The organism is Streptomyces sp. NPDC054887 (genome assembly GCF_053610585.1).
In genome coordinates this window covers 88,251-103,515 of record NZ_JBSGYQ010000012.1, presented here as the reverse complement: position 1 = coordinate 103,515, position 15,265 = coordinate 88,251, and the positions used below count along the sequence as shown (strand labels likewise).

The following is a 15,265-nucleotide window of genomic DNA, read 5'->3' as shown; positions in this document are numbered from 1 at the left end:
CCGCGCCGATACGAGGCCCTGCGGACGCGCATCGCACGGGCGCCCGGCGCCTTTTCCGCCCGCGCGGACAATTTCGTTCCACCGCAAAGTCCTTGCGGAACGGGCACGTGTGTTCGCCGGGCGGAGGGCGGTCGTTCCGCGACCGGCGGGGGGCGTCGGCCGGCCCGCGCGGCGGCGCGGATTCCGGTCTTTCCCGTGAATTTTTGCCGGTACCCGTCCGGTCACGCTCCGTTCGCAACGCCTGCCCCGCACACGCCCGGTGGCCTTGCGGGCCGGGCGTTTCGCGGGGTGCGGCCGTCGTCTCCGGACGGGGCCGCCGACCGGTCCCGGGTGAAGTGATCATGGACGGGCATGGCGTGGCGGCCTCGCGGGGCGCATACTCTCAACTAATGACAAAGTCAGCCGGAGCCCGGCGCTACCTGCCGTCCAGTCCCTTCAACGTCCCCGCCGCGGACGCCCCCCCGATCGAGGTCTTCGAGGTGGGCGACCGGGTTTCGCATGATCAGTTCGGACTCGGGAGGGTCGTCGCCGTCGAAGGCGAGGCGGCCGTTCTCATCGACTTCGCAGGGCGCCAGGGCCGCATCCTGAGCCCCTTCACCAAACTGACCAAGCTCTAGTCCCTCCCGCGCGCTAGCGCTAGAGGGCCTGGGCTGCCGGCTTGACCATGCCGCGAACGGTGCGACTCTTCACGAAGTCGCCCATCGCGGTCATTTCCCATTCTCCAGAGAACTGCTTGATCAGCTTCGCCATCATCACCCCCGTCTGCGGCTCGGCGCCCGTCAGGTCGAAGCGGACCAGTTCCTCACCGGTCGCCGCGTCCAGCAGTCGGCAGTACGCCTTGGCCACCTCGGTGAACTTCTGTCCCGTGAAGGAGTTCACCGTGAACACCAGGCCCGTCGCCTCCGGGGGGATCCGGCCGAGGTCGACGGTGATGACCTCGTCGTCGCCCGCGCCCTCGCCGGTGAGGTTGTCGCCGGAGTGCTTGACCGCGCCGTTCAGGATCGACAGCTTGCCGAAGTAGCAGCTGTCGAGGTGCTTGCGCGTCCCGTCGTACGCGATGACGGACGCGTCCAGGTCGATGTCCTTGCCGCGGAACGCCGGCTCCCAGCCGAGCCCCATCTTGACCTGGGAGAGCAGCGGGCGGCCGCCCTTGACCAGCGAGACCGTCTGGTTCTTCTGAAGGCTGACCCGGCCCTTGTCCAGGTTGACCTTGCCGCTGCCGGCGGGCGGCGCGGGCGGGGCGGCGGGGGCAGCCGGGGCCGCGGCGGCCCGCGGGTCGGCCGTCTGAGGCGCCGGCGGGGCCGCGGGGGCCTGTACGGGCGCCGGGGCGGCCGGAGCGGCGGGCTCCTCCTCCACCGAGACCCCGAAGTCCGTCGCGATGCCGGCCAGGCCGTTCGCGTACCCCTGGCCGACCGCGCGGACCTTCCATGCGCCGTTGCGGAGGTAGATCTCCACGACCACGAGCGCCGTCTCGGAGCCGAGGCGCGGCGGGGTGAACGTCGCGATGGCCGCGCCGTCGTCGGCGCCCCGCACCGTGGCGGTGGGCTCGATGCCCTGGAAGGTCTGTCCGGCGGCGTCCGGGCTCGCCGTGACCACGATCTTCTCGATGCCCGGCGGGACCGCCGAGGTGTCCACCACGATCGCGTCGGGGGCGGCGCCGCCGCCGGAGCGGTAGGTGACGCCGGGGCCGGCCGGCTGGTTGTAGAAGATGAAGTCGTCGTCCGAGCGGACCTTGCCGTCGGCGGTGAGCAGCAGGCCCGATACGTCGAGCCGCACGGGGGCGGCCACGTCCACGGCCACGCGGGCGGTGGGGAGCGGAATGTTCGAGCCGGGGGTCATTGCGGTCATGCCAAAGCTAACGACCGAGCCCGCTGTGCCGTTCCCCCACCCGTCACCCGTTGCGCGGGTGATTCCTCGCCGCCCGCTCGTTGCCGTGTTTGTACGCCCCTGTCCAGCGGGCCATGACCAGCTGCTCGTCGCCCGCCTCGGCCTGGGCGAGGAACTTCTCGGCGCGGGCGCCCCGCAGGGTGCCGGCCGGCCGGCCCTGGTGGGTGAGGGTGACGCTGCCGTCGCCGAAGCGTTCGTAACGGAATCCGTGAGGTCTGGGCATGGACGGCATCATGCCCGCCGCCCGGCCGCCCGTCTCCTCGTTTTCAGTGGGGCCACCGGGGCGGGTCGGTGCAGAACGGGCCGCCCAGGTGGGCGTGCTCCGGATTGGCCGGGTCGAGTTCCCCCTGGTCCGCGATCAGCTTCCCGGCGTACTGCTCGGAGTCGTCCCGCGGCTCGTACCCGAGGGCCCGCGCGGTCGACAGGTCCCACCACAGGCGGGTGTTGGCGGAGGAGCCGTAGACGACGGTGTGGCCCACGTCCTCGGCGGTGAGCGCGGCGTGCAGGAGGCGGGCGCCGTCCCCGGGGCTCAGCCACACGGACAGCATCCGCACGGACGTGGGCTCCATGAACAGGGAGCCGATCCGGACCGACACGGTCTCGACGCCGTGCAGGTCCCAGTACAGCTGGGCCAGGTCCTCGCCGAAGGCCTTGGAGAGGCCGTAGAAGGTGTCGGGGCGGTGCGGGGTTCCGGCGGGGATCAGGGGCGCGCCCTCGGCGGGGACGGGGGTGAAGCCGACCGCGTGGTTGGAGGAGGCGGAGACGATCCGCCGGATCCCCTCCGCGCGGGCCGCCTCGTAGAGGTTGTACGTCCCCTCGATGTTGGCGCGCACGATCTTCTCGAAGGGCGCTTCCAGCGAGATGCCCGCCAGATGGATGACGGCGTCGACGCCGCGCACGGCCTCGCGCAGCGCCTCCTTGTCCGCGAGGTCGGCGGTGATCGCGTCCGGCTCGCCGTCGACGGGCGTCATGTCGAACAGGCGCAGGGTGTAGCCGTACGCCGGAAGCAGGCCGCGCATCAGGGTGCCGACCCCTCCTGCGGCGCCGGTCAGCAGGACGGTGCGGGGTGCGGGCATCGGCGGCTCTCCTCGGGCGAGTACGTATGCGTGGACCGCATTCACATGCGTGGACACGCTAAGGAGTGGCGGCGAACCCCGTCAAGTGTCGCGCCAAGGCCCGCTGTCCGCTTCCCTCTTGGTGTTTCTCGTCTTGACCGCCCCCTGGTGGCTGCTTTAGCGTGACGGCGTTCAGGGATATAGACGCGGATCATAATTGTGCACGCACAGGGAGCGCCCGTGACCTCAGCCCCGCTCGCCGGCCGACTCGACGGCCTGCTGTTCTTCCCCGTCACCGCGTACGGGCCGGACGGAGCCCTCGACGTGGACGTCTTCCGCGCCCATGTGCGCGCCGGCATCGAGGACGGCGCTGCCGCCGTCTTCGCCTGCTGCGGCACCGGCGAGTTCCACGCCCTCACACCCGAGGAGTTCCGCGTCTGCGTGGCCGCCGCCGTCGAGGAGGCGGCCGGCCGGGTCCCCGTCGTCGCCGGAGCGGGCTACGGCACGGCCCTCGCCGTCCAGTACGCGCGCATCGCCGAGGACGCGGGCGCCGACGGCCTGCTCGCCATGCCCCCGTACCTCGTCGTCGCCGACCAGCGGGGGCTGCTGCGGCACTACACCGAACTGGCCGCCGCCACCTCCCTCGACGTGATCGTCTACCAGCGCGACAACGCGGTCTTCACCCCCGAGACGGTCGTCGAACTCGCCCGGGTGCCCGGCATCATCGGGCTCAAGGACGGCCACGGCGACCTCGACCTGATGCAGCGGGTCATCGGCGCGGTCCGCCGCGAGCTGCCGCCCGGCCACCCCTTCCTGTATTTCAACGGCCTGCCCACCGCCGAACTCACCGGACTCGCCTACCGGGGCATCGGCGTCACCCTCTACTCCTCCGCCGTCTTCTGCTTCGCCCCCGACATCGCCCTCGCCTTCCACCGGGCCCTGAACAGCGGCGACGACGACACCGTCAACCGCCTGCTCGACGGTTTCTACGCCCCCCTCGTCGAACTGCGCGGTCTCGGCCGCGGATACGCCGTGTCGCTCGTCAAGGCCGGGGTGCGTCTCACCGGTCTGGACGTCGGCGGAGTACGGCCGCCGCTCAGCGAGCCGGACCCCGCGCACGTCAAGGCGCTGGCCGAACTCGTCGAGCGCGGCCGGGCCCTGATCGGCGCGGGCGACGGCGGTGAGGGCGTGTGAGAGCCGCCGCCTTCCTCTACCCGTGGGACGTCGTCGGCGACCCGGACGCCGCCGCCCGCGTCGCGGACCTCGGCGTCCAGCAGGTCACCCTCGCCTCCGCCTACCACTCGACCCGTGCCCTCACGCCCCGCCACCCCCGCCACCGCGTCGTCACCGCCGAACACGCCGCCGTGCTCTACCCCGTGGACGCGTCCCGCTGGTCGGGCCGCGGCCTGCGGCCGTACGCCGCGGGCGACTGGGCGCCCTGTGCCGACGCGTACGGCGAGGCGGCCGAAGCGCTCGCGGCGGCCGGGCTCGACGTCCACTCCTGGGTCGTGCTCGCGCACAACTCCCGCCTCGGCGCCGAGCATCCGGACACCTCCGTCGTCAACGCGTACGGCGACCGCTACCCCTGGGCGCCCTGCATCGCCCGGCCCGCCGTCCGCGCGTACCTCACCGATCTCGCGGCCGAGGCGGCCGTACGCCCCGGAGCGCGCGGCACCGAGCTGGAGTCCTGCGGCTGGTACGGCCTGGCCCATCTGCACGCGCACGACAAGACCGCGGGGGTGGCGCTCGGGGACGCGGCGCAGTACCTGATGTCGCTCTGCTTCTGCGCGGACTGCCGCAGCGGGTACGGCGAACAGGGCCTGGACGCGGACGAGCTGGCGGCCGTCGTGCGCCGGGCCCTCGACCCGGCCTGGGCCGCCGGTTCCACGGACGCCGGATGGCAGGCCGTCGAGAAGCTGATCGGGGCCGACTCGGCCGCCGCGACGCTCGCCTGGCGCACCCGTGCCGCCCGTACGCTCCAGGAGGCGGCGGTCGCGGCGGTACGGGCCGCCGCGCCCCCCGGCTTCCAGGTGCTGCTGCACGCCGATCCGGCGGCGTACCGCTGCGGGGCGAACGCGGGGGTCGATCCCCGGCACATCCTCGGTGTCGCGGACGGGGTGGTGGTCCCCTGCGCCGCAGGCCCCGAACCGCTCGCGCCCTTCGCGGCGCACCGGAGCCCGGGTGCGGCGAGCGTCCTGGCCGCCAATCTCGGCGTCGTCTCGGGGATGGGCGGCAGCCCCGCCACGCTCGCCCGGGACGCCGAGCGGGCGGCGGAGCTGGGCGCGAGCGAACTGCGCCTCTATCACGCGGGGCTGGCGTCCGACGCCGACCTCGCGCTCGTACGCGCCGCTCTGTGCCCGTAGTGGGCGCCGGGGCGCCGCCTCACCGGCGGGCGCCCCGGCCCACCAGGACCCCGGCTTGGCTCCCGGCACGGCGTCGATTAGGTTAGGCGAACCTTACCTGCCTGGCCGGACGCGTCAGTGGAATCAAGATGGGGAACAACGTGCACACCGAGGTCTTCCGGGACGCCTGGGGAATCCCCCATCTCCGCGCAGCCACCGCACACGAGCTCGCGTTCGCGCAGGGCCGCAACGCCGCCACCGACCGCGCCTGGCAGATCGAGGTCGAGCGGCACCGCTCCCAGGGCACCACCGCCGCCTTCCTCGGCCCCGACAGCGCCGGCTGGGACGTCTTCGCCCGCCGCTCCCGCCTGGACGACACCGCCCGGCGCTGCTTCCGCGCCCTCGACGCGGACACCGCCGCCTGGGTCACGCGGTACGTCGAAGGCGTCAACGCCGGTCTCGCCGAGGGGGCCCGCCGCGCACCGGAGTTCGCCGCCACGGGGCTCACGCCGGGGACGTGGCAGCCGTGGACGCCGCTCGGGATCTGGCTGTCCACGCACATCCTCTTCGCCGGTTTCCCCACCAAGCTGTGGCGCGAGGAGGTCGCCCGCAGGCTCGGCGACGAGGCGATCACCCTGTTCGCCACCGACGGTCCCGGCACCTCCGGCAGCAACGGCTGGCTGGTCACCGGCGGGCGCACCGCCACCGGCGCACCGCTGATCGCGGGCGACCCGCACCGGTTCATCGAGGACCCGGGCGTCTACCAGCAGGTACGGCTCGCCTGCCCCGAGTACGACGTCGTCGGCCTCGCCGTGCCCGGTGTCCCCGGCATCGCGCACTTCGGCCACACCTCGTCCGTGGCCTGGGCGATCACCAACGCCATGGCCGACTACCAGGACCTCTACCGCGAGCAGCTGCGGCGCACCCCCGACGGCTCCGGCGTCGAGGCGCTCGGCCCCGACGGCTGGCGGCCCGCCGCCGTCCACACGGAGACCGTCGAGGTGGCGGGCGGCGACCCGGTCGAGACGGAGGTCGTGGAGACCGAGCGCGGCCCCGTCGTCGTCGGCGGCCCCGACGAGGCCCTGACCATCAGCCTGCGCTGCCCGACGCGCGTGTACGAGGACCTCGGCTTCGCCGCGCTGCCCGCGCTGCTCAGGGCGCGCACCGCCGCCGATGTGGACCGGGCGTTCGACCGGTGGGTCGAGCCCGTCAACGTCGTCCAGGCGGCCGACACCGAAGGCGGCCTGCTGCACCGGGTCGCGGGTCGCGTGCCGCTGCGCCACCGGGACAACGGGCTGCGCGTCGTGCCCGCCTGGGAAGCGGCGTACGCATGGCGCGGCGACCACGGCCCGCTGCCCCGGGCCGAAGTCGACGGCGTCGCCGTGATGGCCAACCAGCGGGGCCTTGCCGCACCGCTGGGCGTCGAGTTCGCACCCCCGTACCGCGCCGACCGCATCGGGCACCTGCTCGCCGGGTCGGACTCCTGGACCGCCGGCGGGATGGCGGACGTCCACACCGACACCCACCTCGCGTCCTCCCGGCCGCTGCTGGAGCTGGCCGCCGGCCTCGAAGGGCTCAGCGAGCGGGCCGCCGGGCTGCGGGACCGGCTGCTGCGCTGGGACCGCCGGATGGAGGCCGGCAGCACGGACGCCACGGCGTACGCCGCCGTACGGAGCGAGGTGGTCCGGCGGATCGCCGCCCACCCGGAACTGGCCGCGCTGACCGAGCCGGTGGCGGACCCTGCGTACCCCGGCGTCTTCCTGCCGTGGCTCCACCTCACCTCGCGCGTCGGCTTCGCCCTGGAGACCCTGCTGACGACCGGCCTGCTGCCCGGGATCGACCGGCCCGGCATCGTCGCGGCGGCCGTCGAGGCGGTCGCGGCGACGGACGTAGCGCCGGTGGCCTGGGGCGACGTGCACCGGCTCGCGCCGTGGCAGGCCCTGCCGTCCGCGCCGCCCGGCGGCTGGCCGGGGGTGGCCGGGGACCACGACTGCGTGCTGTCCACGTCCAGCGTCCCCGGCGTCACCGACCGCTGCGCGCGCGGACCGGCCGCCCGCTACGTGTGGGACCTCGCGCGACGCGAGGACAGCCTGTGGGTGGTGCCCCTCGGCGCGTCCGGCGTCCCGGGCGACGCGCACCACCGCGACCAACTGCCGCTGTGGCTGCGGGGCGAACTCGTACCCGTGACCACCGACTGGAACCGTCTGACCAAGGAGTCCCGATGACCACGCCCCCGACGAGCACCGCCGCGACCGTGTACGAGCGGAGGATCGACGGCTTCGGCACGGTCCGCCTGGTCCCCGTCGACCCGGGGCGCGACGCCGGGCTGCTGCACGGCTGGGTCACCGAGGAGCGGGCCCGGTTCTGGGGCATGCGGGAGGCGACCGTCGAACAGGTCGAGGAGATCTACGCGCACCTGGACACCCTCCCCACGCACCACGGCTACCTGGTGCTGCGGGACGACGCGCCCGTCGCGCTCTTCCAGACGTACGACCCCGAGGCCGACCGCGTCAGCGAGTGCTACGACGCCCTGCCGGGCGACTTCGGGGTGCACATCCTCATCGGGCCCACCGACGGGAGCGCCCCGGAGCACGGGTTCACCGCGCACCTGCTGACCGCGCTGATCGCTTTCGTGTTCTCGGACCCGGAGCACCTGCGCATCGTGGCGGAGCCGGACGCGCGCAACGCGAAGGCGGTGGCGCTGCTGGAACGGACCGGGTTCCGACTCGGCCCGGAGATCGTGATGCCGGAGATCGACCTGCCGGAGGTCTTCCTGCCGGAGAAGCGCGCCCGACTGGCCTTCCTGACCCGTACGGCGTTCGAGGCGTCCTCGGCGTTCGTGGCTTGACCGGCCCGGGGGGCGGGAAAGGGCGGGTGGCGCACCGATGAGTTCCCGGCCCGCCGGCGGTCTCCCCTGCGCAGGCATCGTCCGCCCACCGGAGGCAGCGCCATGACCGTCCACGACACCACGCCCGCCACGCCGCCCGTGCCCGACTTCGCACCGGTCGCCGGCCAGATCGCCCGACTCGCCGAGGCGGTCGAAGACGACCGGCTCGGCGACCCCACGCCCTGCGAGAAGTACGCCGTGCACCACCTTCTCGCGCACCTCGTCGAGCTGGCCGCGGCCTTCCGCGACGCGGCGGGGAAGCGGCTGGGGCCGACGACCGACACGGCGCCCGACGGCCTCGCGCCGGTACTCGGCGACGACTGGCGCACCGTCCTCCCGCGGCGGCTGGACGAGCTCGTCGCGGCCTGGCGCGACCCCGCCGCCTGGCAGGGCACGACCCGGGCGGGCGGCGTGACGCTGCCCGGCGAGGTCGCGGGGCGGGTCGCCCTCAACGAGCTCGTCGTCCACGGCTGGGACCTGGCCCGCGCCATCGGCCGGCCGTACGCCCCGGACACCGCCGCCCTCCGGTCCTCGTACGAGCTGCTGGAGCCCACGGGCGAGCCCTCGGGCGACGACCCCATCTTCGGGGTCCCCGTCGACGTGCCGCCGGACGCCCCGCTCCTCGACCGCGTCGTCGGGCGCGCGGGCCGCAGCCCGTCCTGGCCGGCCGGGTAAGGGGGTTCGCGCGGGGGCGGGCGGCCCGACGAGCGGCCGGCCCGCCCGCCGACCGGTGCCCGCCAGGGCGGGCGCGCACGGTGGGGGACAGGGGCGCCACCACGCAGGGGCGCACGCTCCGGTCCCGGGGGTCCTCCCGCCCCGTATCCGGCGGACGGTGAGGCGGGCACAGGCAGTGCGGCGTCACCGTCCGCCCCTGCTCGGGCGGCGGTGCGCAGCGTCATGTCCGCGAACGGCCCCGGCCCCGGCGGACGGACGCGGACGCCCGCCGCCACGCCTGCACTCTCCCACCGGGCACACGCCCGCCCCGCGGCCCGGCCCCGGCAACATGGCCCCCGTAGTCCGCCGCCGGCTGACACGGAAGCCGAAGATCCTGACTGAGGCAGATCACCGACCGAAAACGCATACCATGCGGCGCGTCGCATCCATCGCTCATCTCCGACCGAGGGGACTTCCGCGTGCGCACCCAGGTCCTGCCTTCTCTGCTCTGTGCCGGTCTCATAGCGGCAACCGGTCTGTCGGCCGCCTCGCCCGCACTCGCCACCACCGACAGGACCGCGACGCACGCGCCGGCGGCGGCCACGGCCTCAGGGCCCGCCACGGCAGCGGCCGCACCGGCGGCAGCCGACGACATCCGCGAAAAGCTGGAGCGCGTCCCCGGCCTGACGGTCGTTTCGGTGGCCGACAAGGGCGGTTTTCCCTTCTACACGCTGACGCTCACTCAGCCCGTCGACCACAGCGACCCCGGCAGCGGCACCTTCGCGCAGCGCCTCACGCTGTGGCACAAGTCCGAGACGGCGCCGGTCGTCCACTACACGGGCGGCTACGGACTGTCCTCGGGCACCCGCGAGATCACGACGCTGCTCGGTGCGAACCAGGTCAGCGTGGAGCACCGCTACTTCAACACCTCGCGTCCCGCCGCCGTCGACTGGGACGACCTGAACGTCTGGCAGCAGGCGAGCGACGAGCACGCCATCGTCCAGGCGCTCAAGAGCGTCTACCGGGGGAAGTGGCTGGGGACCGGCGCCAGCAAGGGGGGTATGACGCAGGTCTACCACGAGCGCTTCTACCCGGACGACCTGGACGCGGTCGTCGCGTACGTCGCGCCGAACGACGCGAACAACCGTGACGACAGCGTCTACGAGAACTTCTTCCGCACCGTCGGCACCCCCCGGTGCCGCACCGCCCTCGACGCCGTGCAGCGCGAGATGCTCGTGCGGCGCGGGGCGATGCTGTCGCGCTTCGAGGCCACCTCCAAGGAACAGGGCCTCACGTTCACGTACCTCGGCTCGGCCGACCGCGCCTTCGAGTTCTCGGTGCTCGACCAGGTGTGGAACTTCTGGCAGAGCGGTACGTACACCGACTGCCCGTCCGTCCCGGACGCCGAGAAGGCGACCGACGACGAGCTGTACGCGTGGTCCCTCGGCCACGGTCTGAGCATCTACTCCGACCAGGGCAACGGGTCCGAGGGCGCGGGTCCCTACTACCGTCAGGCGGCCGCCCAGCTCGGCTGGGCGGACCTGAAGTTCAAGCACCTGCGCGATGTCCGCAGGTACCCGGACATCTACCAGCCCAACTCGGTGCTGCCCTCCGACATGCGCACCACGTACGACGGCCGTGTCATCAAGGACATCGACCGCTGGGTGGCGACCCGGGGGGAGCGCATGATGTTCGTGTACGGGCAGAACGACCCGTGGAGCGCCGAGCGGTTCAGGCCCGGCAAGCACGACTCGCACCTGTACGTCGCACCCGACACCAACCACGGGGCGCTCATCTCCAGGCTCACGCCCTCCGACCGGGCCGAGGCCGAGGCCACGGTCAAGCGCTGGGCCGGCCGGTAGGCCCGCGCCCCGCGTCAGCGGCTGAGCGCCGCCCTCATCGTCTTCTCGGCGATGGGGGCCGCCAGGCCGTTCCCGCTCACCTCCGAGCGCGCCGCGCCTGAGTCCTCGACGACGACCGCCACCGCCACCTCCTTGCCGGTCGAACCGTCCTTCGCGTACGACGTGAACCACGCGAACGGCGTCTCGCTGTTGGCCACGCCGTGCTGCGCGGTGCCCGTCTTGCCGCCGACCTCGGCGCCGCCGATCCGCGCGTTCGTGCCCGTGCCGTCCTCGACGACCGTCACCATCGCGCTGCGCAACTGCTCTGCGGTCGAGGACGACACGACCCGCTCGCCGTCCCCGTCCCCGGTCTCCTCCAGCGTGTCGCCGTCCGCGTCGGTCACCTTGGAGACCATGTGCGGCGCCGCGAGCTCGCCGCCGTTGGCGAGGGCCGCGGAGACCATCGCCATCTGGAGCGGGGTCGCCGTCACGTCGAACTGGCCGATGCCCGTGAGCGCCGTCTGCGCCTCGTCCATGCCCGACGGGTACACGCTGGGCGAGGCGCGCACCGGCACGTCCAGCTTCTCCGTGTTGAAGCCGAACTTCTCCGCCATCGCCTGCACCTTGTCCTGGCCCAGATCGACGGCCAGTTTCGCGAAGACGTTGTTGCACGAGTACTGCAGCGCGGTGCGCAGCGTCGCGTCCTCGCACGGCGCCGACGCGTTCTCGTTCCTCAGCACGGTCCGGGTGCCGGGCAGCGTGTACGGATCGGGGCTGTCCGTCTGGTCGTCGACCGATGCGTAGCGCCCGTCCTCCAGCGCCGCCGCGGCGACCACCAGCTTGAACGTGGAGCCCGGCGGCAGCGGCCGGCGCAGGGCCCGGTTGACCATCGGCTTGTCCTTGTCGCCGGTCAGCCGCTTCCAGGCGTCGCCGTCCGTCGTCCCGCTGATCCGTGACGGATCGTACGAGGGCGTGGACACCATGCCGAGGATCCGCCCCGTCTTCGGGTCGATCGCGACCGCCGCGCCCTTCTTGTCGCCCAGCGCCTGGTACGCCGCCTTCTGCACGCCGGGGTCGATCGTCGTGACGACGTCGCCGGGGTCGCTCCGCTTGTTCAGGAGCAGGTCGGCCGGGTTCTTCAGCCGGGTGTCGGACCCGTCGAGGACGTCGCTGTAGATGCCTTCGAGCTGGGTGGCTCCGTACGCCTGCGAGCTGTACCCGGTGACGGCCGAGTAGAGCTCGCCGTCCGTGTAGGTCCGCCTGTACTGGAGATCACTGCCCTCCGTCCTCTTCGATCCGGTGACCGGAGAACCGGCCACGACGATGTTCCCGAGCGGCTGCGCGTACTGCGCGATGACCTTCCGCCGGTTGTGCTTGTCGTCCGCGAGGGCCTGGCCCTGATACGCCTGCACCCAGGTGATCCGCACCAGCAGGGCGAGCACCAGAAGCAGGCAGAAGACCGAGGCGCGCCTGATTGTCTTGTTCATCCCGTACGAGAGACGAACGGGACGCCCGGGCGCGTTCCACCCGGCGGCACTTCTCAGACAATCCTCATCCGCCGTGCGGCACACCCGGTGGGCCGGGCGACCTCGGGGCGGGGCTCAGCGCGGTGCGACGAAACCCGACTCGTACGCCGCGATCACCGCCTGCGTCCGGTCGCGCGCCCCCGTCTTCGCCAGCACGGCCGCCACATGGCTCTTCGCCGTCGCGGGTCCGACCCGCAGCCGGCCGGCTATCTCCGCGTTGGTCAGCCCCGTCGCCATGAGCCGCAGCACCTCGGCCTCCCGGTCGGTCAGCCGCCCGGCCCAGGGCGGCGGCGCGGGCCGCCGCCGCGCGTACTCGGCGGCCAGGTCCCGCACGGCCGCGGGGAAGAGCAGCGAGTCGCTGCGCGCCACCAGCCGGACCGCCTGCACCAGGTCCTCCGCCGCGGCGCGCTTCAGCAGGAACCCGGCGGCGCCGGCCCGCAGCGCGTCGTACACGTAGGAGTCGTTCTCGAAGGTGGTGACGACGACGATGCGCGGGGGGCCGTCCATGCCCCCGACGATCTGCTCGGTGGCACGGATGCCGTCGATCCCGGGCATGCGCACGTCCATCAGCACCACGTCGGGCCGCAGCTCACGCACCACCGACACGGCCTCGGCGCCCGTCGCCGCCTCCCCGACGACCTCCAGGCCGGGCTCGGCGTCGAGGATGACGCGCAGCGCGGTGCGGACCATGCGCTCGTCGTCGGCGAGCACGACCCTGACCGGCGCGTTCACCGCCGTCCTCCCGCGCCGCCGGCCGGCAGGCGGGCCGTGAGCCGCCACACGCCGCCGTCCGCCCCGGCCGCGGCGCGTCCGCCGAGCAGAGTGGCCCGCTCCGCCATGCCGGGCAGGCCCCGGCCGCCTCCGGGCCGTACGACGGGAGCCCTCCCGGGCAGCGCGTTCTCCATCACGATCTCCAACTCCTCGCCCCGCAGGGCTATCCGTAGCGACACCGGGGCGGCGTCGCCGTGGCGCAGGGCGTTGCTCAGCCCTTCCTGGATGATGCGGTAGGCCTCGCGGGACACCTGATTCGGCAGCCGGGCGACCGGATCACCCTCCCGCGTGTACGCGACCTCCACCCCGCTGCGGGCCAGCAGGTCCTCCAGTACGTCGAGGCCCGGTCCCGGGAGGTCGCCGTCGGCGTCCTCTCCCCGGCGCAACAGGCCGAGCACGGCGTCCAGTTCGCCCACCGTGCGGCGCGTGGTCTCCTCGATCGCGGTCAGCGCCTCCCGTACGAACTCCACGTCGCTGTCCAGCACCCGCCGCGCCGCCCCCGCCTGGAGTGTGACCGCGCTCAGCGCGTGCCCCACCGAGTCGTGCAGCTCGCGGGCCAGCCGGTTGCGTACGGCGAGATCCGCGGCCCGCCGCTCCGCCGCCGCCAGCCGGTCGGCCGGTGTCGGCCCGAGCAGCAGCGGCGCGCAGCGGGCCAGCAGTGCCCCCGCCAGTGCCGCGCACGCCGCGAGCGCCACCAGCATCGCGACCCCGGCGACCGGGGCGAGGGCCATCGTCCAGGTGCGGGTGAGGACTTCGGGCAGACCTCGCGGGACGCCGCGCAGCCGGGTCAGCAGCGGCAGGAGGATCAGTACGCCCGCGAACGGCGGCACCGCGAGCGTCATGCCGCTGATGATGCCGCCGAGGCCCAGATGCAGCGTGAACCAGCCGGCGGTCCGCACCCGCGCCGCCGTGGACCGCGGCGGGCCGTCGGCCAGCCGCCCGTCCGGCACCGCGCACAACGCCCGTACCGCCCCCACGGACAAGGGCCGGACCAGGGGGAAGAACGCCGTGAGCGCGGCCACCGGCAGCGCGACGGCGAAGGCGGTGAGCTGGAGCGTCGTGGAGGTGAAGACGTTGTCGTTGCCGATGAACGGGCCCACGAAGACGCTGCCGAGGAGGAAGTACGGCATCGACAGCGCGCCGCCGAGGACCAGATGGATCCAGCGCAGGCGGGCCCGCGCCCCGAACAACCGCTTCACGCCGTGCGTCCCCGTATCCGTCCCCGTGCCCGGCCGCTCGCCCGGCTCCCCGCCCGTACGCCCGCCCCGCCGTCCGTGGGGCCGCCGATCCGGCCGCCCCGCAGGAAGCGGGCTCCCGCGGCCAACACCACCAGACCGGCGAGCGTCTGCACAGCGTAGGTCAGCATCATCGGCGTGGTGGCCCGATCTGCTTCCCCGGCCACCGGCATCAGTGAGGCGACGAGCAGCCAGGCGCCCCAGCACCCGAGCACGGCCGACCCCACCCAGGCGAGCGCCAGTGGCGTCCGCACCGGCAGGCCGCGACCGCGCCGCAGCACGAGTGCCAGGACCCCGGCCACGGTCACGGCGGCGAACAGGACGTACGTCCCTTCCAGCAGGCGGAATTCCGCCGTGCTGCCCTCGATCCGGTCCCGGCCGAGTCCCGCGGTCACGCCGGCGGCCCACAGGGCGTGCGGCACGGCGGCCAGCGCCGCGAGCACCGACGCGCCGACACCGGCCGCCCTCAGCCCGGGCCCGGCGGCCGAGCGCGGCAGGTCACCCACCGTGCCCCGCAGCATCTGCCCCCAGCGGTCGCGGACGTACAGGGCGAAGAGGCCGCCGAGCGCGAGGCCCTGAACGATGAAGCCCGTGTAGACGACCGCGAAGACCCATGCGTCGAGGAACGGTTCGCTGCCGCCGGGCGCGCCCGCGCCCGGCGCGTCCGTGACCGCCCGCGCCAGCAACTGGAGGGGGTACCCGGTCATGATCGGCGCCAGCAGCCCCGTCGCCACCCACAGGGGAAGCGCCGGCAGCCAGGCCGGTACGCGCAGGCCCCAGGCCTGGGTCAGCAGCAGGGCCAGGGCGACGACGGCCGTGTCCATGAGCACCGTGACGACGTTGGCCACCGCCAGCGGACCGGGGTGGTCGAGGAGCACGCTGCCGTCGGGGATCCCGGCGCGGCTGCCCGCGAGCCAGGCGATCTTCAGAGCGACGTACGGCACGCAGGAGACGACGGCGGCCGCGCGCAGCGAGGCGCGCAGCCGCCCGACGGGCGCGGAGGCGGGGCGACGGCCCCGGGACGGGGGAGCGTGCGTGGTCTCGGTCATGGCGTCCACGCTCCCGGA

Annotated in this window: 14 protein-coding genes; 7 read left to right on the top strand and 7 right to left on the bottom strand. The window is 73.8% G+C overall.

What is annotated here, in order from left to right; translation table 11 throughout:
• The first annotated feature begins 389 nt into the window (after positions 1–389).
• A complete protein-coding gene (locus tag ACWGH0_RS09665) occupies positions 390–617 on the top strand; it encodes a hypothetical protein (RefSeq protein ID WP_138898319.1) in 228 nt (75 codons plus the stop codon).
• A 19-nt stretch (positions 618–636) separates the two neighbouring features.
• Here the strand turns inward: ACWGH0_RS09665 and ACWGH0_RS09660 are convergent, their stop codons facing one another.
• From ACWGH0_RS09660 to ACWGH0_RS09650, 3 genes are read right to left on the bottom strand one after another with little or no spacing between them, the layout of a single operon-like run.
• A complete protein-coding gene (locus ACWGH0_RS09660) occupies positions 637–1,848 on the bottom strand; it encodes a TerD family protein (RefSeq protein WP_453403608.1) in 1,212 nt (403 codons plus the stop codon).
• 43 nt (positions 1,849–1,891) lie between these two features.
• A complete protein-coding gene (locus ACWGH0_RS09655; protein ID WP_453403607.1) occupies positions 1,892–2,110 on the bottom strand; it encodes a hypothetical protein in 219 nt (72 codons plus the stop codon).
• A gap of 43 nt (positions 2,111–2,153) precedes the next feature.
• A complete protein-coding gene (locus ACWGH0_RS09650) occupies positions 2,154–2,963 on the bottom strand; it encodes an NAD-dependent epimerase/dehydratase family protein (protein WP_453403606.1) in 810 nt (269 codons plus the stop codon).
• Between the two features lie 219 nt (positions 2,964–3,182).
• On the opposite strand from ACWGH0_RS09650, the gene ACWGH0_RS09645 reads away from it, so the two are divergent.
• The 6 genes from ACWGH0_RS09645 to ACWGH0_RS09620 all read left to right on the top strand — a co-directional run bounded on the left by ACWGH0_RS09645 (position 3,183) and on the right by ACWGH0_RS09620 (position 10,687).
• Positions 3,183–4,136 carry a 5-dehydro-4-deoxyglucarate dehydratase gene (locus tag ACWGH0_RS09645; RefSeq protein ID WP_453403605.1) on the top strand — a complete coding sequence of 318 codons (954 nt, stop codon included), beginning with the start codon at positions 3,183–3,185 and terminating at the stop codon, positions 4,134–4,136.
• A complete protein-coding gene (locus tag ACWGH0_RS09640; protein ID WP_453403604.1) occupies positions 4,133–5,305 on the top strand; it encodes a hypothetical protein in 1,173 nt (390 codons plus the stop codon). Before ACWGH0_RS09645 ends, ACWGH0_RS09640 begins: the two co-directional genes overlap by 4 nt.
• A 140-nt stretch (positions 5,306–5,445) precedes the next feature.
• Positions 5,446–7,509: a penicillin acylase family protein gene (locus ACWGH0_RS09635; protein ID WP_453403647.1), complete on the top strand. Its 2,064-nt coding sequence runs from the start codon at positions 5,446–5,448 to the stop codon at positions 7,507–7,509.
• Positions 7,506–8,132, top strand: coding sequence for a GNAT family N-acetyltransferase (locus tag ACWGH0_RS09630; RefSeq protein WP_453403603.1), 627 nt, complete (start codon positions 7,506–7,508; stop codon positions 8,130–8,132). The genes ACWGH0_RS09635 and ACWGH0_RS09630 overlap by 4 nt, the downstream gene beginning before the upstream one ends.
• Before the next feature lie 102 nt (positions 8,133–8,234).
• On the top strand, positions 8,235–8,846 hold the full coding sequence (locus tag ACWGH0_RS09625) for a TIGR03086 family metal-binding protein (protein WP_453403602.1): 612 nt from the start codon (positions 8,235–8,237) through the stop codon (positions 8,844–8,846).
• A gap of 458 nt (positions 8,847–9,304) precedes the next feature.
• A complete protein-coding gene (locus ACWGH0_RS09620; RefSeq protein WP_453403601.1) occupies positions 9,305–10,687 on the top strand; it encodes a S28 family serine protease in 1,383 nt (460 codons plus the stop codon).
• A 14-nt stretch (positions 10,688–10,701) separates the two neighbouring features.
• Here ACWGH0_RS09620 and ACWGH0_RS09615 read toward each other — a convergent pair whose 3' ends face one another.
• The 4 genes from ACWGH0_RS09615 to ACWGH0_RS09600 all read right to left on the bottom strand — a co-directional run bounded on the left by ACWGH0_RS09615 (position 10,702) and on the right by ACWGH0_RS09600 (position 15,247).
• A complete protein-coding gene (locus ACWGH0_RS09615; protein WP_453403600.1) occupies positions 10,702–12,153 on the bottom strand; it encodes a peptidoglycan D,D-transpeptidase FtsI family protein in 1,452 nt (483 codons plus the stop codon).
• Positions 12,154–12,267: 114 nt separating this feature from the next.
• Positions 12,268–12,882 (bottom strand): response regulator, encoded by a 615-nt coding sequence (locus ACWGH0_RS09610; protein ID WP_453403646.1) that lies wholly within the window; start codon positions 12,880–12,882, stop codon positions 12,268–12,270.
• A gap of 38 nt (positions 12,883–12,920) precedes the next feature.
• Entirely contained in the window at positions 12,921–14,162 is a 1,242-nt protein-coding gene (locus tag ACWGH0_RS09605) for a sensor histidine kinase (protein ID WP_453403599.1), read from the bottom strand.
• Entirely contained in the window at positions 14,159–15,247 is a 1,089-nt protein-coding gene (locus ACWGH0_RS09600) for a hypothetical protein (protein ID WP_453403598.1), read from the bottom strand. Before ACWGH0_RS09600 ends, ACWGH0_RS09605 begins: the two co-directional genes overlap by 4 nt.
• Between the last annotated feature and the right edge of the window lie 18 nt (positions 15,248–15,265).

What these genes read in the sequence shown, in the direction of transcription:
- ACWGH0_RS09660 (WP_453403608.1), bottom strand. Translation starts at nt 1,848, where the DNA reads ATGACCGCAATGACCCCCGGCTCGAACATTCCGCTCCCCACCGCCCGC.
- ACWGH0_RS09625 (WP_453403602.1), top strand. Translation starts at nt 8,235, where the DNA reads ATGACCGTCCACGACACCACGCCCGCCACGCCGCCCGTGCCCGACTTC.
- ACWGH0_RS09650 (WP_453403606.1), bottom strand. Translation starts at nt 2,963, where the DNA reads ATGCCCGCACCCCGCACCGTCCTGCTGACCGGCGCCGCAGGAGGGGTC.
- ACWGH0_RS09600 (WP_453403598.1), bottom strand. Translation starts at nt 15,247, where the DNA reads ATGACCGAGACCACGCACGCTCCCCCGTCCCGGGGCCGTCGCCCCGCC.
- ACWGH0_RS09615 (WP_453403600.1), bottom strand. Translation starts at nt 12,153, where the DNA reads ATGAACAAGACAATCAGGCGCGCCTCGGTCTTCTGCCTGCTTCTGGTG.
- ACWGH0_RS09655 (WP_453403607.1), bottom strand. Translation starts at nt 2,110, where the DNA reads ATGCCCAGACCTCACGGATTCCGTTACGAACGCTTCGGCGACGGCAGC.
- ACWGH0_RS09665 (WP_138898319.1), top strand. Translation starts at nt 390, where the DNA reads ATGACAAAGTCAGCCGGAGCCCGGCGCTACCTGCCGTCCAGTCCCTTC.
- ACWGH0_RS09610 (WP_453403646.1), bottom strand. Translation starts at nt 12,882, where the DNA reads ATGGTCCGCACCGCGCTGCGCGTCATCCTCGACGCCGAGCCCGGCCTG.
- ACWGH0_RS09630 (WP_453403603.1), top strand. Translation starts at nt 7,506, where the DNA reads ATGACCACGCCCCCGACGAGCACCGCCGCGACCGTGTACGAGCGGAGG.